General features: G+C 65.2%; 23 protein-coding genes. 14 read left to right on the top strand and 9 right to left on the bottom strand.

Annotated features, from left to right (window positions below; all coding sequences use genetic code 11):
- The first annotated feature begins 1 nt into the window (after window position 1).
- Window positions 2-610: an extensin family protein gene (locus RVY76_RS01360; RefSeq protein WP_317375299.1), complete on the top strand. Its 609-nt coding sequence runs from the start codon at window positions 2-4 to the stop codon at window positions 608-610.
- Here the strand turns inward: RVY76_RS01360 and RVY76_RS01365 are convergent.
- From RVY76_RS01365 to pheS, 5 genes are all read right to left on the bottom strand, one after another.
- Complete coding sequence (locus RVY76_RS01365; RefSeq protein ID WP_317375301.1) at window positions 598-1,461, bottom strand: DMT family transporter; 864 nt, start codon at window positions 1,459-1,461, stop codon at window positions 598-600. The two genes, RVY76_RS01360 and RVY76_RS01365, sit on opposite strands and share 13 nt — an antisense overlap.
- Window positions 1,461-3,857, bottom strand: coding sequence for a phenylalanine--tRNA ligase subunit beta (gene pheT / locus RVY76_RS01370; RefSeq protein ID WP_317375302.1), 2,397 nt, complete (start codon window positions 3,855-3,857; stop codon window positions 1,461-1,463). Before pheT ends, RVY76_RS01365 begins: the two co-directional genes overlap by 1 nt.
- Before the next feature lie 129 nt (window positions 3,858-3,986).
- The gene (locus RVY76_RS01375) at window positions 3,987-4,808 is read right to left on the bottom strand and encodes a YfdX family protein (RefSeq protein ID WP_317375304.1); all 822 of its coding nucleotides are present in this window, start codon (window positions 4,806-4,808) and stop codon (window positions 3,987-3,989) included.
- 229 nt (window positions 4,809-5,037) lie between these two features.
- On the bottom strand, window positions 5,038-5,319 hold the full coding sequence (locus RVY76_RS01380) for a YrhK family protein (protein WP_317375305.1): 282 nt from the start codon (window positions 5,317-5,319) through the stop codon (window positions 5,038-5,040).
- Between the two features lie 2 nt (window positions 5,320-5,321).
- A complete protein-coding gene (pheS, locus tag RVY76_RS01385; RefSeq protein WP_317375306.1) occupies window positions 5,322-6,398 on the bottom strand; it encodes a phenylalanine--tRNA ligase subunit alpha in 1,077 nt (358 codons plus the stop codon).
- Window positions 6,399-6,541: 143 nt separating this feature from the next.
- Between pheS and RVY76_RS01390 the strand changes: the two genes are divergently transcribed.
- Complete coding sequence (locus RVY76_RS01390) at window positions 6,542-6,889, top strand: hypothetical protein (RefSeq protein WP_317375307.1); 348 nt, start codon at window positions 6,542-6,544, stop codon at window positions 6,887-6,889.
- A gap of 16 nt (window positions 6,890-6,905) precedes the next feature.
- Window positions 6,906-7,649: a dienelactone hydrolase family protein gene (locus RVY76_RS01395; protein ID WP_317375308.1), complete on the top strand. Its 744-nt coding sequence runs from the start codon at window positions 6,906-6,908 to the stop codon at window positions 7,647-7,649.
- A 75-nt stretch (window positions 7,650-7,724) separates the two neighbouring features.
- Here the strand turns inward: RVY76_RS01395 and rplT are convergent, their stop codons facing one another.
- From rplT to pyk, 3 genes are all read right to left on the bottom strand, one after another.
- Window positions 7,725-8,090, bottom strand: a complete 366-nt coding sequence (rplT, locus tag RVY76_RS01400; protein WP_317375309.1) for a 50S ribosomal protein L20 — start codon at window positions 8,088-8,090, stop codon at window positions 7,725-7,727.
- Window positions 8,091-8,105: 15 nt separating this feature from the next.
- Window positions 8,106-8,306: a 50S ribosomal protein L35 gene (gene rpmI / locus RVY76_RS01405; RefSeq protein ID WP_317375310.1), complete on the bottom strand. Its 201-nt coding sequence runs from the start codon at window positions 8,304-8,306 to the stop codon at window positions 8,106-8,108.
- Between the two features lie 111 nt (window positions 8,307-8,417).
- Window positions 8,418-9,863 (bottom strand): pyruvate kinase, encoded by a 1,446-nt coding sequence (gene pyk / locus RVY76_RS01410; protein ID WP_317375311.1) that lies wholly within the window; start codon window positions 9,861-9,863, stop codon window positions 8,418-8,420.
- A gap of 139 nt (window positions 9,864-10,002) precedes the next feature.
- Here pyk and RVY76_RS01415 point away from each other — a divergent pair, with 139 nt between their 5' ends.
- Both RVY76_RS01415 and RVY76_RS01420 read left to right on the top strand, forming a co-directional pair.
- Complete coding sequence (locus RVY76_RS01415) at window positions 10,003-10,278, top strand: DUF1244 domain-containing protein (RefSeq protein WP_317375313.1); 276 nt, start codon at window positions 10,003-10,005, stop codon at window positions 10,276-10,278.
- On the top strand, window positions 10,278-10,889 hold the full coding sequence (locus tag RVY76_RS01420) for a DUF5671 domain-containing protein (protein WP_317375314.1): 612 nt from the start codon (window positions 10,278-10,280) through the stop codon (window positions 10,887-10,889). Before RVY76_RS01415 ends, RVY76_RS01420 begins: the two co-directional genes overlap by 1 nt.
- Here the strand turns inward: RVY76_RS01420 and RVY76_RS01425 are convergent.
- On the bottom strand, window positions 10,886-11,743 hold the full coding sequence (locus RVY76_RS01425; RefSeq protein WP_317375316.1) for a D-amino-acid transaminase: 858 nt from the start codon (window positions 11,741-11,743) through the stop codon (window positions 10,886-10,888). The genes RVY76_RS01420 and RVY76_RS01425 overlap by 4 nt on opposite strands.
- A 187-nt stretch (window positions 11,744-11,930) precedes the next feature.
- Here RVY76_RS01425 and RVY76_RS01430 point away from each other — a divergent pair, with 187 nt between their 5' ends.
- The 9 genes from RVY76_RS01430 to rpoB all read left to right on the top strand — a co-directional run bounded on the left by RVY76_RS01430 (window position 11,931) and on the right by rpoB (window position 22,506).
- Window positions 11,931-12,893, top strand: a complete 963-nt coding sequence (locus RVY76_RS01430) for an acetyl-CoA carboxylase carboxyltransferase subunit alpha (protein ID WP_317375317.1) — start codon at window positions 11,931-11,933, stop codon at window positions 12,891-12,893.
- Window positions 12,894-12,977: 84 nt separating this feature from the next.
- Entirely contained in the window at window positions 12,978-13,178 is a 201-nt protein-coding gene (gene secE, locus RVY76_RS01435) for a preprotein translocase subunit SecE (protein ID WP_317375318.1), read from the top strand.
- A gap of 135 nt (window positions 13,179-13,313) precedes the next feature.
- Complete coding sequence (gene nusG / locus RVY76_RS01440) at window positions 13,314-13,847, top strand: transcription termination/antitermination protein NusG (RefSeq protein WP_317375319.1); 534 nt, start codon at window positions 13,314-13,316, stop codon at window positions 13,845-13,847.
- Window positions 13,848-13,963: 116 nt separating this feature from the next.
- On the top strand, window positions 13,964-14,389 hold the full coding sequence (gene rplK / locus RVY76_RS01445) for a 50S ribosomal protein L11 (protein WP_317375320.1): 426 nt from the start codon (window positions 13,964-13,966) through the stop codon (window positions 14,387-14,389).
- Entirely contained in the window at window positions 14,389-15,090 is a 702-nt protein-coding gene (rplA, locus tag RVY76_RS01450) for a 50S ribosomal protein L1 (protein WP_317375323.1), read from the top strand. The genes rplK and rplA overlap by 1 nt, the downstream gene beginning before the upstream one ends.
- Window positions 15,091-15,236: 146 nt before the next feature.
- Window positions 15,237-16,808: an FAD-dependent oxidoreductase gene (locus tag RVY76_RS01455; RefSeq protein WP_317375324.1), complete on the top strand. Its 1,572-nt coding sequence runs from the start codon at window positions 15,237-15,239 to the stop codon at window positions 16,806-16,808.
- Between the two features lie 298 nt (window positions 16,809-17,106).
- On the top strand, window positions 17,107-17,625 hold the full coding sequence (gene rplJ / locus RVY76_RS01460) for a 50S ribosomal protein L10 (RefSeq protein WP_317375325.1): 519 nt from the start codon (window positions 17,107-17,109) through the stop codon (window positions 17,623-17,625).
- 63 nt (window positions 17,626-17,688) lie between these two features.
- On the top strand, window positions 17,689-18,069 hold the full coding sequence (gene rplL, locus RVY76_RS01465; RefSeq protein WP_317375327.1) for a 50S ribosomal protein L7/L12: 381 nt from the start codon (window positions 17,689-17,691) through the stop codon (window positions 18,067-18,069).
- Between the two features lie 288 nt (window positions 18,070-18,357).
- Window positions 18,358-22,506: a DNA-directed RNA polymerase subunit beta gene (gene rpoB / locus RVY76_RS01470; protein ID WP_317375328.1), complete on the top strand. Its 4,149-nt coding sequence runs from the start codon at window positions 18,358-18,360 to the stop codon at window positions 22,504-22,506.
- Window positions 22,507-22,534: the final 28 nt, after the last annotated feature.

Genomic DNA, 22,534 nt, shown 5'->3' on the forward strand with positions numbered 1-22,534 from the left:
GATGCGGCTCGCACTTCTCCTGCCCCTCATGCTTGCCGCCTGTGCGCTTCTGCCGGGGGGCGACCGGGTGAGCCGCGACCTTCCGGGTGTTCCGATCTGCGGCGATCGCACGATTCTGGGCGAGACGATCGCGCCGATCGAGGGGCGTATCGCTGCCTGCGGGATCGACCGTCCGGTGCGCGTCTTCAGCGTGTCAGGCGTGACGCTCAGCCAGCCCGCCACGCTCGATTGCGGAACGGCCCGCGCGCTCAGGACGTGGGTGGATCGCGGTGCGAAGCCCGCGCTCCGGCGGCGCGGCGGCGGTCTGGCCGAATTGCAGGTGCCTGCGCATTATGCCTGCCGGACCCGCAACCATCAGGCCGGGGCCAAGATCAGCGAACACGGCCGCGGCCGGGCGATCGACATCTCGGCCTTCAAGCTGCGTGACGGAAGCGAGATCACGGTTCTCGACCACTGGGACAGCTGGCGGCGGGGACGGCTTCTGCGCAGGATGCACGAAGCGGCCTGCGGGCCTTTCGGAACGGTCCTCGGGCCTGAATCCGACCGCTTTCACCGCGACCATTTCCACTTCGACACGGCAAGCTATCGGTCCGGGCCCTATTGCCGCTGATCGCGCGGCACTATCGCCACGAGGGCAAGACCCGCAAGGATGAGACCCACGCCCGCGAGCGAGCGTGAGGTGACGGGCTCGCCCACGATCCAGGTCGCGAACAACCATGCCGTCACGGGCTCTGCCAGCGCGAGGGTCACGGCCGTCGATGCGGCCACGTGGCCCAGCCCCCACGTGTAGAACGCATAGGACAGTCCCGTCGCACCGATCCCGAGAAAGGCGATTGCCCCCCACGACACCGCGGTGTCGAGCCAGACGGGCGGAAAGATCAGAAGGACGGGTGCGGCGAGAATCGCGGCGAGGCCGAAGGTCGTCGCCGCGACGAGGGTCGAGGGTGCCTGGCCGGACAGCCGGCTGGTCGCCAGCGAATAGCTTGCGTAGCAGGCCCCCGCAGCCAGCGCGAGCGCGATCCCGGGTGCCGAGCCGACCCCTCCGCCCGCAATGCCCAGCAATGCGACACCCGCAATCGACAGGACCTGTCCCGCCCCCCTCAGCCGACCGGGCGCGCGCCGCTCCACCATGAATTCGTAGAGACTGGTCCAGATCGGCGCGCTGCCGATGGTGACGGCCGTGCCGATCCCGACACCGGCCAGCGTCACCGCATGGAAGAAGAGGAGGTTGTAGCCCGCGATCGCGCCGGCGGCGAGCAGAAGGCCGGGCAGGGGCAACCCGCGCGGCAGACCGGTCCGCTGGACAAGAGCGAGTGCCGCCAGAGCCGCCGCGCCGATGACGAGCCGCAGCGCGCCCACGGCCAGCGGATCGCGTGTTTCGGGCAGGAGGGCCTGCACCGTTCCGGTCGTCCCCCAGAGAATTGCCGCGGCGACGATCGCCGCGACGCCCAGGAAACGCATCAGCCGCGCAACGTGCCGCCGGTGGCCTTCTCAACCTTTCCGACGATCGCCTTCGAGACCGCTTCGATCTGGGCCTCCTTCAGGGTTTCGCCGCGTGGCTGCAGGCGGACCGTGATGGCGAGGGATTTCTTGCCCTCGCCAAGGCTGCCGCCGATGAATTGGTCGAAGACGCGAACGTCCTCGATCAGGGTCTTGTCGGCCCCCTGCGCCGCGTTGAGGATCGTCGCCGCCTCGACATCCGCATCCACCACGAAGGCGAAGTCACGCTCAACCGCCTGCAGGTCGGCAAGGACGAGCGGGGATCGTGCATGGCCCTGGTTGCGGGCGGCCGGAATCTCGTCGGGCCAGATCGTGAAGGCCACGACGTCAGCCCGGATGCCGAGTTCGCGCAGGATCCTGGGATGGATCTCTCCGAACACCCCAAGGGTCTTCTTCGGCCCGAGGCAGATGCGGCCGTGCCGGCCGGGATGCCACCAGCCCGCCCCGCCGCGCAGGATCTGTGTTTTCGCGGGCGCGCCAAGTGCCGAGAGGACGGCCAGCACATCCGCCTTCGCGTCGAACGTGTCGATCGCGCGGGATGCGCCGTGGACATCCTTGGGGCCCGTGCGTCCCGTCAGGATACCGGTGATCTCCACCGCCTGTTCGCCCGGTTCACCGCCCGAAAAGGCGGTGCCGACCTCGAAGAGCGCAAGATCGGATTGCCCGCGCTTCATGTTGCGGGCCGCCGCCTGCAACAGGCCCGGAAGCAGCGAGGGGCGCAGATGGCTCATCTCGGACGAGATCGGGTTCTCGAGCATCGCGGCGTCGTCTCCGCCATCGAAAAGCGTCGCGGCATTCCGGTCGATGAAGGAATAGCTCACGACTTCGTTGTAGCCGAGCGCGGCGCATGTGCGGCGCGCGGTCTGTTCGGCGCGTTGCCCGGGGGTCAGAATAGGTGCCGGGACGCCGGGCTTTTCGCGCGGCATGGGCTGGGGGGCGAGTTTCGTGAGGGAGGCCATGCGCGCGACCTCCTCGACGAGATCGGCCTCGCCGTGCACGTCGCGACGCCAGCTCGGAACCTCGGCCATGTCGCCATCGAGGGTGAATCCCAGGGCTTCGAGTGTCTTGCGCTGCGTTTCAGGCGCGATTTCCATGCCGACGAGGCTCTGAACGCGGTCCGTATCGAGTCGGTAGGCACGCGGCTGCAGCGCGGGCGCGCCGGCCTCGACGACCTCCGAGGCCTCGCCGCCGCAGAGATCGAGGATCATCTTCGTCGCGAGATCGAGCCCCGGACGGGTGAAGGCGGGATCGACGCCGCGTTCGAACCGGTACCGGGCGTCCGAGATGATCTTCAACGCACGACCCGTCCGCGCGATCGCGACCGGGTCCCACCAGGCCGATTCGAGGAAGACGTCGGTCGTTTCCTCGTCAACGCCGGATGGCGCGCCGCCCATGATCCCGGCAATCGATTCGACGCCGTTATCGTCGGAGATCGCCACGCTGCCCGCGGGGAACGTGTAGCTCCGTTCGTCGAGCGCCTCGAGGGTTTCGCCACCCGATGCGAGATGCACGCGCAGATCGCCCGTCACCCGCGTCGCATCGAAGACGTGCAGCGGACGGTTGCGGTCGAAGGTGAAGAAGTTGGTGATGTCGACCAGCGCCGAGATCGGCCTGAGCCCGATCGCCTTGAGCCGCGCCTGCAGCCAGGCGGGGGAGGGGCCGTTCTTGACGCCGCGGATCAGCCGACCCGTGAAATGCGGTGCGTGCGGCAGCGCGTCCTCGTCGATGGACACGCCGATGGGGCAGGGGAAGCTGCCTGCGATCTCGGCTTCCGGCGCGGGCCTGAGCGTGCCGAGGCCCCGCGCGGCCAGATCGCGGGCGATGCCGCGCACGCCGAGCGCATCCTGCCGGTTGGGCGTGATCGCGATTTCGATCATCGGGTCGATCCGGGTGGGATCGTTCTGGGCGAGCCAGTCGATGAACCTCTGGCCAACCTCGCCCGACGGCAATTCGATGATGCCCGAATGCTCGTCCGAAAGCTCCATCTCGCGCTCGGAGGCCATCATGCCGTAGCTTTCGACGCCGCGGATCTTGCCGACCTGGATGGTCGTGTCGATGCCCGGGACATAGGTGCCGGGCTTGGCCACGACGACCGTGATCCCCTCCCGCGCGTTGGGGGCACCGCAGATGATCTGTTTCACGCCCTCGTCGGTCGCGACGCGGCAGACCCTGAGCCGGTCGGCATCGGGATGCTTCTCCGCCGCCTCGACATATCCGAGCGTGAAGTCCGAAAGGCGCGCGGCGGGGTCCGTGACCTCTTCGACCTCGAGCCCCAGATCGGTCAGCGTCTCGGCGATCTCGTCGACGCCCGCATCGGTCTCGAGGTGGTCGCGGAGCCAGGAGAGGGTGAATTTCATCGCAGGAACGCCTTCTTTGCCATTGGGCCGGGAAGTATCCGATGACCCCGGAAAAGGGAACCCACGGGCGGGTACGACAAGGGACGGCCCGGCCGGGCCGCCCCTTTCGCATTCCGCGATGGCGATGCGTTACGATTTGGACTGCGACTGGGTGCTGCCCTGATCCGTCGGCGCAACATTCGACGTGCTGGGCGTCGCGCGCTCGGTCAGTGTCGCGAAGACCATGCTGTCCGAGACCGAGGCAAGCTGCTGTTCCGCCTGCTGCAGGTTGCTGTTGTCGATCTCGGTCAGGGCCTGGTCGATCGCCTTGACCGTCGCATCGTGAGGCAGCAGTGCCGCGACCTCGACCATGTCGATCTCGTCCACGCGGAAGATCGTGCGGCCCTTCTCGGACGAACCCGTCGATTGCGAGGCATCCGCCTTCTGCTGATCGGACCCGGTCTGGCCCTGCTTCGTGGTCGACGAGGCATCGGCCGTCTGGTCGTTCTGGTCGGTGCCGGTCTGCTGGCGAGTGCTCACGGATTCGGAGATCATCGTGTTGCTGCCCACGGCGAAGTACGAGGCGTCCGTGAGCTTGTCGAGCCCCTGGACCTTGCCGCCGCCGGACGCGTCTTTCTTCAGCATGTCGGGGGTGATTGCATCGCCCGAGGCGTCCTCAAGCTTGGACTTGGCGTCCTGCAGCAAGCTCTTTGCCTGATCGGCGCTGTCCTGATGCAAGGCGATCCGCGCCATCTGAATGTCCCGAACGGCGTAGGATGCATTCTGGGACATCTTGAGCTGTTGCTGGTCGCTCTGGCTCTGAGAGGTCTGCTGCGTATCGCCGGCCTGCGCGGTCTGGGATTGTTCGGTCTGCGGCATCTTGGCCTGCTCTGCCATGGCGATGCCCGTGGTCAGAGATGTCGTCGCGAAGAGAGCCGCAAGGATCGCAGCGGAGGTTCTATGGTGTTTCATCGGTTTGCCCTTTCCAAAAGACCCGCATGGCGGGGTCCGTCGGCGTCTCGATCCGGGATGGATCGTGGTTTGCGTCGGCGGGCACTGCTTGACCTGTGTTCCGACAGGATCGGTATCAAGATTTGAAATTATACAAGAATTTAAGGTTTCTTATTGGAACATCCGTGATCCGACACGAAACCGTCCGAAGGGCCTTCGGATAGGGCGGCGCGCAGTCATGCGGCGGACGTCATTCCCGGGCCGAGATATCCCCGTCATCGCCCATCGCGGCCAACCTCACTTCGCGGAAGAGGCGCAACGTGGGTTTGACGGCGAAGGCCACCGACCCCACGGTGAAACACCAGATCGCCGGTGTCTCGAGGCTGCTCCAGAAGAACATGATCGAGCCTGCGAGAAACAGGATCGCCGCGGAGAAATCGATGAAGGTATATGCGATTTCGACCCGCGCGTAGAAGCGCTTGGATCGTTCCGATTTCTGGCGGTTCTCGTGCCGGAAAAGTCCCCAAGCCAAGGTCAGACCCCGCCCCTGAGCGTCGGTACCTGCAATGCGTTGAATCCGTAATGCCTGAGCCAGCGGAGGTCGCTGTCGAAGAACGCGCGCAGGTCGGGAATGCCGTATTTCAGCATGGCGATCCGGTCGATTCCCATGCCGAAGGCAAAGCCCTGCCATTCGTCGGGATCGATCCCGCCGGCGCGCAGGACATCGGGATGGACCATGCCCGATCCCAGCACTTCCAGCCAGTCGTCGCCTTCGCCCACCTTCACGGTGCCGCCCTCGAAGCTGCACTGGATGTCGACCTCGGCCGACGGCTCGGTGAAGGGGAAATGCGAGGCCCGGAAGCGGGTCTTGACCTTGGTGCCGAAGAAGGCGGTGAAGAACTCCTCGAGCACCCATTTCAGGTTCGCCATCGAGATGTCGCGCCCGATGGCGAGCCCCTCGATCTGGTGGAACATGGGCGTGTGCGTCTGGTCGAAATCGGCACGATAGACGCGGCCGGGGCAGATGATCCGGAGCGGTGCGCCATGCTCCTGCATCGAGCGGATCTGAACGGGCGACGTATGGGTGCGAAGGACGTGCGGCGGGCGGTCGTCGCCGTCCGCGCGGTGCATGTAGAACGTGTCCATCTCGCCGCGGGCGGGGTGATGGTCGGGGATGTTCAGCGCATCGAAATTGTACCAATCGCTTTCGACCTGGGGGCCCTCGGCGACGCGGAAGCCCATATCGGCGAAGATCGCGGTGCATTCCTCCCAGACCTGGCTTACCGGATGCACGGATCCCTCGGCCACGCCGCGCGCGCCGCCACGCCCCGGCAGCGTCACGTCGAGCCATTCTTCCGAAAGGCGCGCATCGAGCGCCGCATCGGCGAGCGCGGCCTTCTTCGCGGCAATGGCGGACGTGATCTCGTCCTTCAGCGCATTGAGCCGGGGCCCGGCTTCCTGCCGTTCCTCCGCGCTCATCTTGCCGAGAGAGCGCATGGCGAGGCTCACCTCGCCCTTCTTGCCGATCGCGGCGAGGCGCAGCTCCTCGAGCGCGGCCTCGTCTTGCGCCGCGTCGATCAGGGGCAGGTATTTCGTGCGAAGCTCGTCCATCGGTCCATCCAGTCAGCGCGTTGGCGCGGTTGCTATCGCGGGCGACGTTGCGTGGCAAGTCGCGGCCACCGGATCGGGCGGGCTTCGCGGGGGCGTCGCCCTATATGGCAGGCGACAAACATGGAAAAACGGGGAGAATTCACATGTACGCACGGTTCATCACCACGACGCTCGGTCTGGCGCTTCTTGCAGGCCCGTCGGTCGCCGCGACGGCCGACGAGATCACGCAGGCGCTCGTCGGCAATACGTTCCAGGGCGATATGGGCGGCGGTGGCTATTCGAGTTTCTTCGCCGAGGACGGGACCTATCACGACGCGTCGGGCTCGGGCCCCTACGAGATCACCGAGGAGGGCGTCTGCTATCCCGAGACGGAATACGGCTGTTACCAGGCCGAGATCGACGGCTCGTCGCTCGAATGGATGCAGGGCGGCGAAAGCGCCGGAACGGGCGAGATCCTCGAGGGCGACGCGCTCGACCTTGCCGGCAATTGATTGGAGGGAACCTCACATGAAGACGCTTTCAACCATATCCCTGCTCGCCCTTACGGCGGCTCCCGCGCTGGCCGAGGATGTCGGGTACGACGTCGACGGGGTCGAGCATACCGGCTATTTCGCCGCCGCGGATGACGGCGAGGCGGCCGGGCTGGTCGTGCTGGTCCACGACTGGAACGGCATCGACGATTTCGAGCGCGAGCAGGCCGACATGATGGCCGCCGAAGGCTACGATGTCTTCGTGGTCGACATGTTCGGGGCCGATACGCCGACCGGCACGATGGAGCAGAACCGTGCCGCATCGTCCGAACTGGGCCAGGACCGCGAGAAGATGCGCATGCTGTTGCAGGCCGGGCTCGACCAGGCGGAACAGCAATCCGATGCGGATGGCATGGTCGTCGCGGGGTATTGCTTCGGGGGCGGGGTCGCGCTCGAGATGGCGCGTTCGGATTTCGCGGACCGTGCAGACGGCTTCGGGTCGTTCCACGGGTCGCTCGGGCTGCCCGAGGGGCAGAGCTACTCCCCGGATGCGGCACCGATCCTGATCATGCATGGCGGCGGTGACGAGTCGCAACCGCTCGGCAGTGTGTATGAACTGATGCAGACCCTCGAGGAGGCCGGAGCGACCTATACGGTCGAGGTCTATTCCGGTGCGCCGCACGGGTTCACCGAACCGGGCGACCGCTATCAGGAACGTGCGGCGACCGAGAGCTGGGAGACCTTCAACGATTTCCTCGAAGATCGTCTCGATAACGGTTGATCGCGGGCGGCCATGAAAAAGGGCCGGATGCGTATCCCGCATCCGGCCCCTCATATCGTCGATCGGTAGATCGGATCAGGCGGCGAGCGCACCCTTTGCCTGATCGACGATCGCCGAGAACGCCTCGGGCTCGTGCACGGCGAGATCGGCGAGAACCTTGCGGTCCACCTCGATCCCGGCGAGCGACAGGCCGTTGATGAAGCGCGAATAGGTCATCGTCTCGTCGTTCAAACGTACCGCCGCGTTGATCCGCTGGATCCACAGGGCGCGGAAATTGCGCTTGCGGTTCTTGCGGTCGCGGGTCGCATACTGGTTGGCCTTGTCGACGGCCTGCGTGGCGGTCTTGAAGACGTTCTTGCGACGGCCGTAATAGCCTTTCGCGGCCTTCGTGATCTTCTTGTGACGGGCGTGGGTGACGGTCCCACCTTTGACGCGTGCCATTGGGTCAGTCTCCTCTTAGCGGGCGTAAGGCATGTAGGTTTTGGCGAGCTTCTGATCGGGCTCGCTCAGAACGCGGGTTCCGCGCGCGTCACGAATGAACTTCGTGCTGCGCTTGATCATGCCGTGCCGCTTGCCGGCGTATCCGCCGACCACCTTGCCGGTGGCTGTCACCTTGAAGCGCTTCTTCGCGCTCGATTTCGTCTTCATCTTGGGCATTTCCGTCTCCTCGATATCGCAAACGGTGAAAGGGGCAGCTCGGCATGCCGCATCGGCCGGCCACCCCGTCGGAACGCGCCCTATAGAATGACGGGCGCTCTTTGGCAAGCCTCAGCCGGGATCGGTCGCGTAGATCAGCCGTTCCTCGCAGGGGGCAACCCGCAGGATGTTCGTCGTCCCCGACTGACCGAACGGCACGCCCGCCGTCACGACGATCTGGTCGGTCGCGTCGGCGAACCCTTCGGAGCGGGCGGCGCGGGCTGCGTTGATCACCGCTTCCTTGAAGCGGCTCACCTCGCCGGTATGGACGCAATGCATCCCCCAGCTCAGGCAGAGCCTCCTCGCCGTGCCGAGCATCGAGGTCAGCGCGATGATCGGCACATGCGGCCGTTCGCGCGCGACGAGCGTGGCGGTCGTGCCCGATTGCGAGAAGCAGCAGATCGCGGTGATGTCGGTCGTCTCGGCGATCTCGCGGGCGGCCGACACGATGGCATCGGCCACGGTCTGCTTGTCGCCGCCGCGGCTGGCGTTGATGATATCGCGGTAGGTCGGGTCGTTCTCGACCTCGATCGCGACGTTGTTCATCGTCTCGACCGCTTCGACCGGATAGGAGCCGGCCGCCGATTCCGCGCTCAGCATCACGGCGTCCGCGCCTTCGTAGATCGCCGCCGCCACGTCCGAGACCTCGGCCCGGGTCGGCATGGGCGATTCGATCATCGATTCGAGCATCTGCGTCGCGACGATCACGGGCTTGGCTGCGGCGCGGCACTTGCGCACGAGACGCTTCTGGATCGGCGGCACGTTCTGCACTGGAAGCTCGACGCCGAGATCGCCGCGCGCCACCATGATCCCGTCGGATGCCTCGAGGATCGCCTCGAAATTCTTGACCGCGCTCGGCTTCTCGATCTTCGAGAGCACCGCCGCCCGCCCGCGGGCGAGCTCGCGCGCCTCATCGACGTCGCGGGGCCGCTGCACGAAGGACAGGGCCAGCCAGTCGACGCCCAGCCCGCAGACGAAATCGAGATCCTTGCGATCCTTCTCGCTCAGCGCGGCGAGGGGCAGCTCCACGTCGGGCACGTTGACGCCCTTGCGGTTCGAGATCGTACCGCCGACGGCGACGGTGCAATTGGCGTAATCGGCCCCGTAATCCTTGACCTTCAGGCGGATCTTGCCGTCGTTGACGAGAAGCGTCGCTCCTTCCTCGAGTGCGGCGAAGATCTCTTCGTGGGGGAGTTGCACGCGCGTCGCGTCGCCGGGCGTCTCGTCGAGGTCGAGGCGGAAATCCTGGCCCTCGGAAAGCTCCTCGGAGCCATTGGCGAACGTGCCGACCCGCAGCTTCGGGCCCTGCAGATCGGCGAGGATCGCGATCGGGCGGCCCGTATCCTCCTCGATCTGACGGATGATGCGATGACGTTCCGCGATGTCGGAATGTTCGCCATGGCTCATGTTCAGCCGGAAGACGTCAGCCCCGGCCTCGAACAGCGCACGGATCGTGTTGTAATCGCTCGATGCTGGGCCGAGGGTCGCGACGATCTTGATCTTACGAAGGCGTCTCATGATCGGAAAAACTCCGTTAGCGTCCGACAGGTTTGCCTCGAGCTTATGACCGCTTTGCGGGGGGGTCGCAACCGGGGGCGGGGTTGAAGGCGGCGGTTCGACACCCAGCTAGTGAGCGGACAAGAACAAGGAGAAGACCATGGATCAGCAGACCCGCATCGAACTCGAAGCCGCCGCCTTCCGCCGCCTCCGCCAGCACCTGAGCGAGCGGACGGATGTCCAGAATGTCGACCTGATGGAGACGGCGGGCTTCTGCCGCAACTGCCTCAGCCGCTGGTACATGGAAGAAGCCCAGAAGCGCGATATCGCGATGAGCCAGGCCGAAGCGCGCGAGGCGTTCTATGGCATGCCCTACGAGGTGTGGCGCGACATGTATCAGAAGGATGCGCCCGAGAAGGCCGACCAGGCCGGCTGATGGCCCGCGGCCCTGCGCTCGACACCTTCGTGCGTGACGCCCTGATGGCCGGACGGTCACGCGACGAGATCGACCGCGTTCTCGTCGAGGCAGGCTGGTCAACGCGGGATGTCGAGCGGGCGCTTGCGACCTATGCCGATATCGACTTTTCGCCGCCCGTTCCGCGTCGCCAGCCCTATGTCTCGGCCCGCGATGCGTTCTTCTACGGGCTGACATTCGTGGCGCTCGTCGTGGTCGTCGCGAATCTGGTCTCGGCGTCGTTCAAGGCGATCGAATGGGCGCTGGAGACCCGCGACCATCTGCGACTGAACTGGAACGTCGCGGCTCTCGTGGTCTTTGCGCCCGTCTTTGCCATTCTCGACCGGCGGGTGCGCGGCGACGACCGCGAAACGCCCATGCGCAAGATCTTTGCCTACGGAGCGCTGTTCCTGGCGTCCCTCGTCCTGCTGGTCGATCTCGTGGCGGCGATCGCGCTCGCCATCGGCGGCGGTCTCGGGGTGGAGGTCGCGTCCAAAGCCGGGGTCGTCGCGTTGGTCGCGGCGCTGGTCCTGCTCTACTACCGTGCGGATCTCAGCGGCGACGCGGGCACCCCCCGGCGGACCGGACGCTAGATCGCCGACTTGCGGCTTTCGTCGAGATAGATCTCGCGCAGACGGGTCGCGACGGGGCCGGGGGTGCCGCTGCCGACGGCCGTCCCGTCGATCTCCACCACCGGAAGAACGAAGGTCGAGGCCGAAGTGACGAAGGCCTCGTCGGCCGCCATCGCCTCCTCGATCGTGAAGGGCCGCTCCTCGACCTTCATCTGCGCCTCGCGGGCGAAGCGCAAAACCGCCTTGCGCGTGATGCCGTGCAGGATCTCGTTCCCGAGCTGACGGGTCACGATCGTTCCGTCCTTGACGATATAGGCGTTGTTCGACGTGCCTTCGGTGACGTGGCCGTCCTCGACCATCCAGGCATCGTTCGCCCCGGCGGCCTTGGCCATCATCTTGCCCATCGACGGGTAGAGAAGCTGCACCGTCTTGATGTCGCGCCGGCCCCAGCGTTCGTCCGGGATCGAAATGATGCTGAGCCCCTTGGCTGCCATCGGGTTGTCGACGAGATCGGCGCGCGCCTGCGTGAAGAGGACGAGCGTCTGCCCGGTCCCGGCGGCGGGATAGATGAAATCGCGATCCGCGGCACCGCGCGTCACCTGCAGATAGATCGTACCCTCGCGCAGATCGTTCTCGGCGATGAGCCGGCGATGGATCTCGAGAAGCTCCCCGGCGGGGACGGGCATCTCCATGCCAAGCTCGCCCAGCGAGCGTTCGAGCCGTTCGACATGCCCCTCGAAGTCGAGAATGCGCCCGTCCAGAACGCTCGTCACCTCGTAGACGCCGTCGGCGAAGAGGAATCCGCGGTCGAAGACGGAAACCGTCGCGCTTTCCTCGGGCACGTAATCTCCGTTGACATAGACGATGCGCGACATGGGGACGGGCTCCTTACCTGCTCGGATCGCACATCGGCCAGGCATGCGATCCTGTCAAGCTCGGGGCCCGGGGCGGCCCCAAATGTTTCGCGCGCGAAACATCCGTGCCGAGGGCGATACCTCCCCGCGAGTTGCATCCCCTGCGCGCCGCGTTCATAGAGACGCGAGATCGACGGAGCGTCCCCAGATGGCACATTATCTTGATTTCGAGAAATCCCTGGCCGAGATCGAAGGCAAGGCCGGAGAGTTGCGCGCCATGTCGCGGCGCGACGACGGCACCGACATGGAGGAGCAGGCCCGCGCGCTCGACCAGAAGGCGGACACGCTGCTCGACGACATCTACAAGAACCTCACGCCCTGGCGGAAATGCCAGGTCGCGCGGCACCCCGACCGGCCGCATTGCGTCGATTACATCCGTGCCCTCTTCACCGAATACACCCCGCTCGCCGGCGACCGGAACTTCGCCGACGACGAGGCCGTGATGGGCGGGCTCGCCCGGCTCGACGGTCGTCCGGTCATGGTGATCGGCCACGAGAAGGGCAACGACACCAAGTCGCGGCTGGAGCGGAACTTCGGCATGGCCCGGCCCGAGGGCTACCGCAAGGCGATCCGCCTCATGGAGATGGCCGACCGCTTCGGGCTGCCCGTCGTGACTCTGATCGACACGCCGGGCGCATTCCCCGGCAAGGGGGCCGAGGAGCGTGGCCAGTCCGAGGCGATCGCGCGTTCGACGCAGACCTGCCTCGGGCTCGGCGTGCCGCTCGTCAGCGTGGTGATCGGCGAGGGCGGATCGGGCGGTGCCGTGGCCTTCGCCACCGCGAATCGCGTCGCGATGCTCGAGCATTCGGTCTATTCGGTGATCTCGCCCGAAGGCTGCGCGTCGATCCTGTGGAAGGATGCCGACAAGATGCGCGAGGCGGCCGAGGCGCTCAGGTTGACCGCGCAGGATCTCAAGAAGCTCGGCGTCATCGACCGGATCATCCCCGAGCCGCGCGGCGGTGCGCAGCGCGACGCGCGGGCTGCCATGGATGCGGTCGGGGCCGAGATCGGACGGATGATCGAGGAGCTCTCCAAGCTCGATCGCGACGCGCTGCGCCACGATCGTCGCCGGAAATTCGTCGACATGGGAAGCAAGGGGCTCGCCGCCTGATCGGCAGGGCCCCCGAGAGTCCTTGATCTGACGCGGCGAAATCCGTATCTGCACCCCCGACCCATTCCCCGAGGATCGAAGTTCATGGCCAGCCGCACCAACCCGCTCCAGTTCATCCAGCAGGCCCGCGCGGAAATCGCGAAGGTCGTCTGGCCGACGCGGCGCGAGGTCCTGCTGACGACCGTCATGGTCTTCATCATGGCGTCGCTGACGGCGGTGTTCTTCTTCTTCGTGGATTTCATCATCCGGCAGGGGCTGCAGGCCGCGCTGACTTTCTTCGGCTAGGCTTGCATCCATGGCCCGCGCCGGTTAGAGGGGCGTTCGATTCCCCCAGACTGACGGCGTGCTTTCGATCGACGTGGCGCGCCGATTTCATATTCGGGGCCGCGGAACTAACGCACAGGCGAGGCGAGCATTCAGATGGCAAAGCGATGGTATTCGGTTAGCGTCCTGTCGAATTTCGAGAAGAAGATCGCCGAGCAGATCCGCTCCGAAGTCGCCGAGAAGAACCTGGGCGAGGAGATCGACGAGGTCCTGGTCCCGACCGAGGAGGTGATCGAGATCCGCCGCGGCAAGAAGGTCCCGACCGAGCGGCGCTTCATGCCGGGCTACGTGCTCGTCCACATGGAAATGAGCGATCACGGCTATCACCTCATCAGCTCGATCAACCGCGTGACCGGCTTCCTCGGTCCGCAGGGGCGTCCGATGCCCATGCGCGACGCCGAGGTCGAGGCGATCCTCGGCCGCGTCCAGGAAGGCGAGGAAACGCCCCGGATCGAGATCAGCTTCGAGACGGGCGAGCGCGTCAAGGTCACCGACGGTCCGTTCGAAGGGTTCGACGGCATGGTCGAGGACGTGGACGACGACAACCAGCGCCTCAAGGTGTCGGTGTCGATCTTCGGCCGGGCCACCCCGGTCGAGCTGGAATACACTCAGGTCTCCAAGGAGATCTGAGCGTTCGACGTGGGAGGGCGGCCTTCGGGTCCGTCCGAACCACGGCAAGCGGACCCTCATCCGATGGTCCATGTGCAGGACGGGAAGTGTCCCGTCGCGAATGAAAGGAGGCCGTCATGGCCAAGAAGAAGATCGGCAGCATGAAGCTGCAGGTGCCTGCGGGCCAGGCGAACCCGTCGCCCCCCGTCGGCCCCGCGCTCGGTCAGCGCGGCATCAACATCATGGAATTCTGCAAGGCGTTCAACGCGCGCACGCAGGAGATGGAGCAGGGCGCGCCGTGCCCCACCGTGATCACCTACTATCAGGACAAGTCCTTCACGATGGAGATCAAGACGCCGCCCGCGTCGTATTATCTCAAGAAGGCCGCCAAGGTGAAATCGGGTGCCAAGACCCCCTCGCGCGAGACTGTCGGCACGGTCACCGTCAAGCAGGTCCGCGAGATCGCCGAGGCCAAGATGAAGGACCTCAACGCCACCGATATCGACCAGGCGATGAAGATCATCCTCGGGTCGGCATCCTCCATGGGCATCGAGGTGAAGTAATGGCAAAGCTCAGCAAAAAGCAGAAGGTGCAGCGCGAAGCCGTCGCCGGCAAGGAAAACCTCTCCGTCGATGCGGCCGTGGCGCTCGTGAAGGGCAATGCGACCTCGAAATTCGACGAGACGATCGAGATCGCGATGAACCTCGGCGTCGATCCGCGCCATGCGGACCAGATGGTGCGCGGCAGCGTGACGCTGCCCAACGGGACGGGCAAGACCGTTCGTGTCGCCGTCTTCGCACGCGGTCCCAAGGCCGAGGAGGCGCAGGCCGCCGGAGCCGATATCGTCGGTGCCGAGGATCTCATGGAGCAGATCCAGGGCGGTCAGATCAACTTCGACCGCTGCATCGCGACGCCCGACATGATGCCGATCGTCGGTCGCCTGGGCAAGATCCTGGGCCCGCGCAACCTCATGCCGAACCCGCGCGTCGGCACGGTGACGATGGACGTCAAGGAAGCGGTCGAGGCCGCGAAGGGCGGTCAGGTCCAGTTCAAGGCCGAGAAGGCCGGCGTGATCCATGCCGGGATCGGCAAGGCCTCGTTCGACGCCGAGAAACTGGCCGAGAACCTGCGTGCCTTCGTCGATGCCGTCGGCAAGGCGAAGCCGGCGGGTGCCAAGGGCACCTACATGAAGCAGGTCGCCATCAGCTCGACCATGGGGCCCGGCGTGACCGTCGACGTGGCTTCGGCGACCGGCAACGAATGATCTAGTTCGTTTCGAACCGATCTCGAAAGGGGCGCATTCCGGGTGGGATGCGCCCCTTTTTCGTTTGCCGGGAATCGGAATGGCCGCGATGCGGACCCGACCGGTCGGATCGGGGGTTGTCGAAACAACAACAGACAGTCCCGGAGATGACCGACATGACCGAATACCGTGCCGCTGCGCTGGACGATCTCGCTCAGAACGACCCGACCGAGGTGGAACTCGGGGAAACGAAGGTTCTCCTCGTGCGGCAGGGCGACGATGTGCATGCGATGGCGGCGACCTGTCCGCACAAGGGCGTGCCGCTGAAGAACGGCGCGATCGACGGCGATCGCATCGTCTGCCCTGCCCATCGCGCATCTTTTGGCCTCGCGACGGGCGAGCTGATCGCGCCGCCGGCCTGCGAGGCGCTCGCCACCTATCCCGTACGTATCGACGATGGTGAGATCTTCGTGACCGTCGCCGAGGGTGTCGAGCCGCATCCGCTGCCTGAGCATGCGCGGCGCGGTGACGACGATCGCAAGTTCGTGATCATCGGCAGTGGCGCGGCCGGCTGGCGCGCCGCCGAGACGCTGCGTCGGGAGGGCTTTGAGGGCAGTATCATCGTCGTCACCGACGAAGGTGGTTCCCCGTTCGACCGCACCGGCTTCTCGAAGGCCTATATCGGCAGCGAGGATACGCCGGATGCCCCGCTCGTCCGCAAGCCCTCGAATATCGGTGATTTCGATATCGAGATCCGTCAGGGCAAGGCCATCGCGCTGGATCCGCGGGACAGGGCCGTCACCCTCGAAGGTCAATCCGAGGTCCTCCGCTATGACAAGCTGCTGGTCGCGACCGGCTCCGGCGCGCGGGAGGCAGGTTTGCCGGGTGGCGATCTCGAAGGCATTCACCGCATCCGCACGAAGACGGATGCCGATACGCTTCGCGATGACATTGCGGCGCGCAAGGACGGCGGGACCTGCCGGGTTGCGATCGTCGGGGGAGGGTTCATCGGGCTCGAGGCCGCCACTTTCCTCGGGCGACGCGATGGTGTCGAGGTGACCATGATCATCCGCGAGCACGTGCCGCTCGCCTCGAAATTCGGTGCTGCCTTCGGGACGCGTATCCTGAGCGAGCAGAAGGAGGCCGGCGTGACGATGCTGACCGGCGCAACCGTCGAGAGGTTTCGCGGCGAAACCAGGGTCAGCGGCGTGGAGCTTGAGAATGGTGAGGTCGTCGATTGCGACATCGCGATCGTTGCGATCGGCGCGGATCCCCGAACGGAATGGCTGCCGTTCACGAAAGATGACGATGGCGGCATCTCGGTCGAGCCGACACTGTCCGTGCCGGACCATCCCGACGTGTTCCTGGCCGGCGATATTGCATGCGTTCCGACCGCATGGGGCCCTAAAAGGATCGAGCATTGGCGTTTCGCGCAGGAACTGGGCGAGCTTGCCGCGCGCAACATGCTCGGGCAGGGCGGGCGCTACGAAGGGACGCCGTTCTTCTGGACGATGCAGCAGGCGAAGGGATCCTATACCTATACCGGCAATGCATCGGACTGGGACAGGATCGACGGGACGCCAGACGGCGGAAAATTCGCGTTGTCCTTCGTCAAGGACGGCGAGGTTCCCGCGGTGCTTGCGTTGGGGTTCGACGACCGGGTCACGCTGATGGAGCGCAAGATGGCCGGAACCGGGCCGGTCCCGGAAGCGGACGCAGTGGCCTACGGGCCCGACTAGATCCGACTTTGCGCGGGGCATCAGAGCCTCGCGGAACCCCCTTGCCGAGCCTTAACGAAAGGCTTAGACGGACCACTTGGACGATCTGTCGGTGATTCGCCGATGGATCATCCATTTCGTCCGAGACGGTGGGTGAGAGCGATCTCGTAAATCCTGCCCGAGACGGGAAGAGACATTGATCGATCGGCCCTTCCGGGGCGCGTTCTGGGATGTGACGACCCGTTCGGACCGCATGATCGGACCTTCTGGTCCGGTTGAACGAGCCGGAGGGGAGACCCTCCAAACTTGGAGTGAAACTGTGGATAGAGCTCAAAAAGAGAAAGTGGTCGAGGAACTCGGCCAGATCTTCGAAAGCTCTGGCGTCGTGGTGGTTGCACACTACGCGGGCCTCACGGTTGCCGAGATGCAGGACCTGCGGGCGCGGCTGCGCCAAGCCGGCGGATCCGTGCGCGTTGCCAAGAACAAGCTCGCCAAGATCGCCCTCGAGGGAAAGCCGAACGCCAAGCTTTCGGATCTCCTGACGGGGATGACCGTCCTGTCCTATTCCGAGGATCCCGTGGCTGCGGCCAAGGCAGCCGAGGATTACGCCAAGGATAACTCGAAGTTCGAGATCCTCGGCGGCTCTATGGGCGAGACACAACTGGACCGTGCCGGTGTTGCCGCGGTCGCCAAGCTGCCCAGTCGCGACGAGCTCATCGCTTCGATCGCGGCCACGCTTGGCGCACCCGCATCGAACATCGCAGGGGCCATTGGCGCGCCGGCTTCGAACATCGCGAGCATCCTGTCGACCATCGAGGAGAAGGCGGAAGCCGCCTGATCCGCATCGCCGGGGCTTGTGCCCCGGGGCGCTGGAACACATCTTAACGAACGGAACGGAAAAATGGCTGATCTGAAGAAACTTGCCGAAGAGATCGTCGGGCTGACCCTGCTCGAAGCTCAGGAACTGAAAACCATCCTCAAGGACGAGTATGGCATCGAGCCCGCCGCCGGCGGCGCGGTCATGATGGCCGGTCCCGCGGACGGTGCCGGTGGTGCCGCCGAGGAAGAGCAGACCGAATTCGACGTGATCCTCAAGAGCGCCGGTGCGCAGAAGATCAACGTCATCAAGGAGGTCCGCGCGATCACCGGTCTTGGTCTGAAAGAAGCCAAGGAACTGGTCGAAGCCGGCGGCAAGGCCGTCAAGGAAGGCGTCGACAAGTCCGAAGCCGAGGACATCAAGGCGAAGCTCGAAGCGGCCGGTGCCGAGATCGAGCTGAAGTGATCGACGCCCCCGCGATGTCCGCATCCGGGTCCAGTCCTTCGGGAACAGGGATCCGGCAGCAGGCACCGAGGGGCCGATGACATGACCCGGCTGGTTCCGTTCGCGGGACCAGCCTTCCGCGTCTCAAAGAGGGCCGTCAGGCGCGACCTTCTTTCAGGTGCGGCTTCGAGGATCGGGCGGCCGTCTGTGGGAGGATGGCCAGGTATGGATCCGAAGCTCCCGTTTCGTCAGGGTGCGCGACCTCTCCCCAAGGTGGCGTGACCCGCGAAAAGCAAAGGTGATATCCCCATGGCATCCAGCTATCTTGGTCAGAAGCGGCTTCGTAAGTATTACGGCAAGATCCGCGAAGTCCTCGAAATGCCGAACCTCATCGAGGTTCAGAAATCGAGCTACGATCTGTTCCTGAAATCCGGCGACCAGCTCGAACCGCTGGACGGCGAGGGGATCAAGGGCGTCTTCCAGTCGGTCTTTCCGATCAAGGACTTCAACGAGACCGCCGTTCTGGAATTCGTGAAGTACGAGCTCGAGAAGCCGAAATACGATGTCGAGGAATGCCAGCAGCGCGACATGACCTACAGCGCGCCGCTGAAGGTCACGCTGCGTCTCATCGTGTTCGATATCGACGAGGATACGGGCGCGAAATCCGTGAAGGACATCAAGGAGCAGGACGTGTTCATGGGCGACATGCCGCTCATGACGCCGAACGGCACCTTCATCGTGAACGGGACCGAGCGCGTCATCGTGTCGCAGATGCATCGCTCCCCGGGTGTCTTCTTCGACCACGACAAGGGCAAGACCCACAGCTCGGGCAAGCTGCTCTTCGCCTGCCGCATCATTCCCTATCGCGGGTCCTGGCTCGATTTCGAGTTCGACGCCAAGGATCTCGTCTATGCGCGGATCGACCGCCGCCGGAAGCTCCCGGTCACGACGCTGCTCTATGCGCTCGGGCTCGATCAGGAAGCGATCATGGACGCCTATTACGACACGGTGTCCTTCACGCTGGAGAAGAACCGCGGCTGGGTGACGAAGTTCTTCCCCGAGCGGGTGCGCGGTACCCGTCCGGGCTATGACCTCGTCGATGCGAAGTCGGGTGAAGTGATCGCCGAGGCCGGCAAGAAAGTGACGCCGCGTGCCGTCAAGCAGCTGATCGATGCGGGCGAGGTCACGGACCTGCTGCTGCCCTTCGACCAGATCCTGGGCCGCTATGTTTCCCGTGACATCATCAACGAGGAAACCGGCGCGATCTATGTCGAGGCGGGTGACGAGCTCACCTGGGAAACCGACAAGGACGGTCAGGTCACGGGCGGCACGCTGCACGAGCTGATCGAGGCCGGCGTGACCGAGATTCCGGTGCTCGACATCGACAACGTCACGGTTGGCCCGTACATGCGCAACACGATGGCTCAGGACAAGAACCTGAACCGCGACACCGCGCTCATGGACATCTACCGCGTGATGCGTCCGGGCGAGCCGCCCACCGTCGAGGCGGCGTCGAACCTGTTCGACACGCTCTTCTTCGATTCCGAGCGCTACGACCTTTCGGCCGTCGGCCGCGTGAAGATGAACATGCGCCTCAACCTCGATGCCGAGGATACCCAGCGCACGCTGCGCCGCGAGGATATCGTCGCCTGCATCAAGGCGCTCGTGGACCTGCGCGACGGGCGTGGCGACATCGACGATATCGACCACCTCGGCAACCGCCGGGTGCGCTCGGTCGGCGAGCTGATGGAGAACCAGTACCGTGTCGGCCTTCTGCGGATGGAGCGCGCGATCAAGGAGCGGATGTCGTCGGTCGAGATCGACACGGTGATGCCGCAGGACCTGATCAACGCGAAGCCCGCCGCCGCGGCCGTGCGCGAGTTCTTCGGTTCCTCGCAGCTGTCGCAGTTCATGGACCAGACCAACCCGCTGTCGGAAGTGACGCACAAGCGGCGCCTCTCGGCGCTCGGGCCGGGCGGCCTGACACGCGAGCGTGCGGGCTTCGAGGTGCGTGACGTCCATCCGACGCATTACGGCCGGATGTGCCCGATCGAGACGCCGGAAGGCCCGAATATCGGCCTGATCAACTCACTCGCGACCTTCGCGCGGGTGAACAAGTACGGCTTCATCGAGACGCCCTATCGCGTCGTGAAGGACAAGCAGGTCACCGACGAGGTGCACTACATGTCCGCTACCGAGGAAATGCGCCACACCGTCGCGCAGGCCAACGCGCAGCTCGACGACGATGGCCGCTTCACGATGGAGATGGTCAACACGCGCCAGAAGGGCGACTACACGCTTGCGCCCACCGAGCATGTCGATCTGATCGACGTCTCGCCGAAGCAGCTGGTCTCGGTCGCGGCCTCGCTCATCCCGTTCCTCGAGAACGACGACGCGAACCGCGCCCTGATGGGATCGAACATGCAGCGGCAGGCCGTGCCGCTTCTCCGTGCCGAGGCTCCGCTTGTGGGCACCGGCATTGAGGAGGTGGTCGCGCGGGATTCCGGTGCCGCGATCATGGCGAAGCGTGCCGGTGTCATCGACCAGGTCGATGCCCAGCGGATCGTCGTGCGCGCCACCGCGGATCTCGAGCTCGGCGATGCGGGGGTCGACATCTACCGTCTCAGGAAGTTCCAGCGGTCGAACCAGAACACCTGCATCAACCAGCGTCCGCTGGTGAAGGTGGGCGACACGGTCGGCAAGGGCGAGGTCATCGCCGACGGTCCCTCGACCGATATCGGTGAGCTTGCGCTCGGCAAGAACGTGGTCGTCGCGTTCATGCCCTGGAACGGCTACAACTACGAGGACTCGATCCTGATCTCGGAGCGGATCACCCGCGACGACGTCTTCACGTCGATCCATATCGAGGAATTCGAGGTCGCCGCGCGCGACACGAAGCTCGGACCCGAGGAGATCACCCGGGACATCCCGAATGTCGGCGAGGAGGCCCTGCGCAATCTCGACGAGGCCGGCATCGTCTATATCGGGGCCGAGGTCGGACCGGCGGACATCCTTGTGGGCAAGATCACCCCCAAGGGCGAGAGCCCGATGACGCCCGAGGAGAAGCTGCTTCGCGCGATCTTCGGGGAGAAGGCGTCGGACGTGCGCGACACGTCGCTGCGCCTGCCGCCCGGAGATTACGGCACCGTCGTCGAGGTCCGGGTCTTCAACCGGCACGGCGTCGAGAAGGACGAGCGTGCGCTGCAGATCGAGCGCGAGGAGGTCGAGCGCCTGAGCCGCGACCGCGACGACGAGCTCGCGATCCTCGATCGCAACATCTATGCCCGTCTCCGCGACCTCGTCATGGGCAAGAATGCCGTGAAGGGACCGAAAGGCGTCAAGCCGAACACCCAGATCACCGAGGCGCTGCTCGACGATCAGCTGAGCCGCGGCCAGTGGTGGCAGCTTGCCCTCGAGGACGAGGACGACGCCAAGATCATGGAGGCCCTGAACGAGCAGTACGAGTCGCAGAAGCGCGCTCTCGATGCCCGGTTCGAGGACAAGGTCGAAAAGGTCCGCCGCGGCGACGACCTGCCGCCGGGCGTGATGAAGATGGTCAAGGTCTTCGTCGCGGTGAAGCGCAAGCTTCAGCCGGGCGACAAGATGGCCGGTCGTCACGGCAACAAGGGCGTGATCTCCCGCGTCGTGCCGATGGAGGACATGCCGTTCCTCGAGGACGGCACGCCGGTCGATTTCGTTCTGAACCCGCTGGGCGTGCCGAGCCGGATGAACGTCGGTCAGATCCTCGAGACCCATATGGGCTGGGCCGCGCGCGGTCTCGGCATCAAGGTCGACGAGGCGCTGGGTGAATACCGGCGGACCGGGGACATGACGCCGGTCAAGGACGCGATGCGGATCGCCTATGGCGACGATGTCTACGACGAAGGCATCGAGTCGATGGACGACGACCGTCTTCTCGAAGCGGCCGGCAACGTGACCCGCGGTGTTCCGATCGCGACGCCTGTCTTCGACGGTGCGAAGGAACCCGATGTCAACGATGCGCTGCGTCGTGCGGGCTTCTCGGAAAGCGGGCAGAGCCGTCTCTATGACGGTCGGACCGGCGAGAAGTTCAGCCGTGAAGTGACGGTGGGGATCAAGTACCTGCTGAAGCTCCATCATCTTGTCGACGACAAGATCCACGCGCGGTCGACCGGCCCCTACAGTCTCGTCACCCAGCAGCCCCTGGGCGGGAAGGCGCAGTTCGGCGGACAGCGTTTCGGCGAGATGGAGGTCTGGGCGCTCGAGGCCTACGGCGCGGCCTACACCCTGCAGGAGATGCTGACGGTGAAGTCCGACGACGTCGCCGGCCGGACCAAGGTCTACGAGAGCATCGTCAAGGGCGAGGACAATTTCGAGGCCGGCGTTCCGGAATCGTTCAACGTTCTCGTCAAGGAGGTCCGGGGACTGGGCCTCAACATGGAACTCCTGGATGCGGACGAGGAGGAAGACGCGGAGTGAAGATCTCGGGTCGAGATTTTCGGGAGAT

The sequence above is a fragment of the Palleronia sp. LCG004 genome, from assembly GCF_032931615.1.
GTDB lineage: Bacteria > Pseudomonadota > Alphaproteobacteria > Rhodobacterales > Rhodobacteraceae > Palleronia.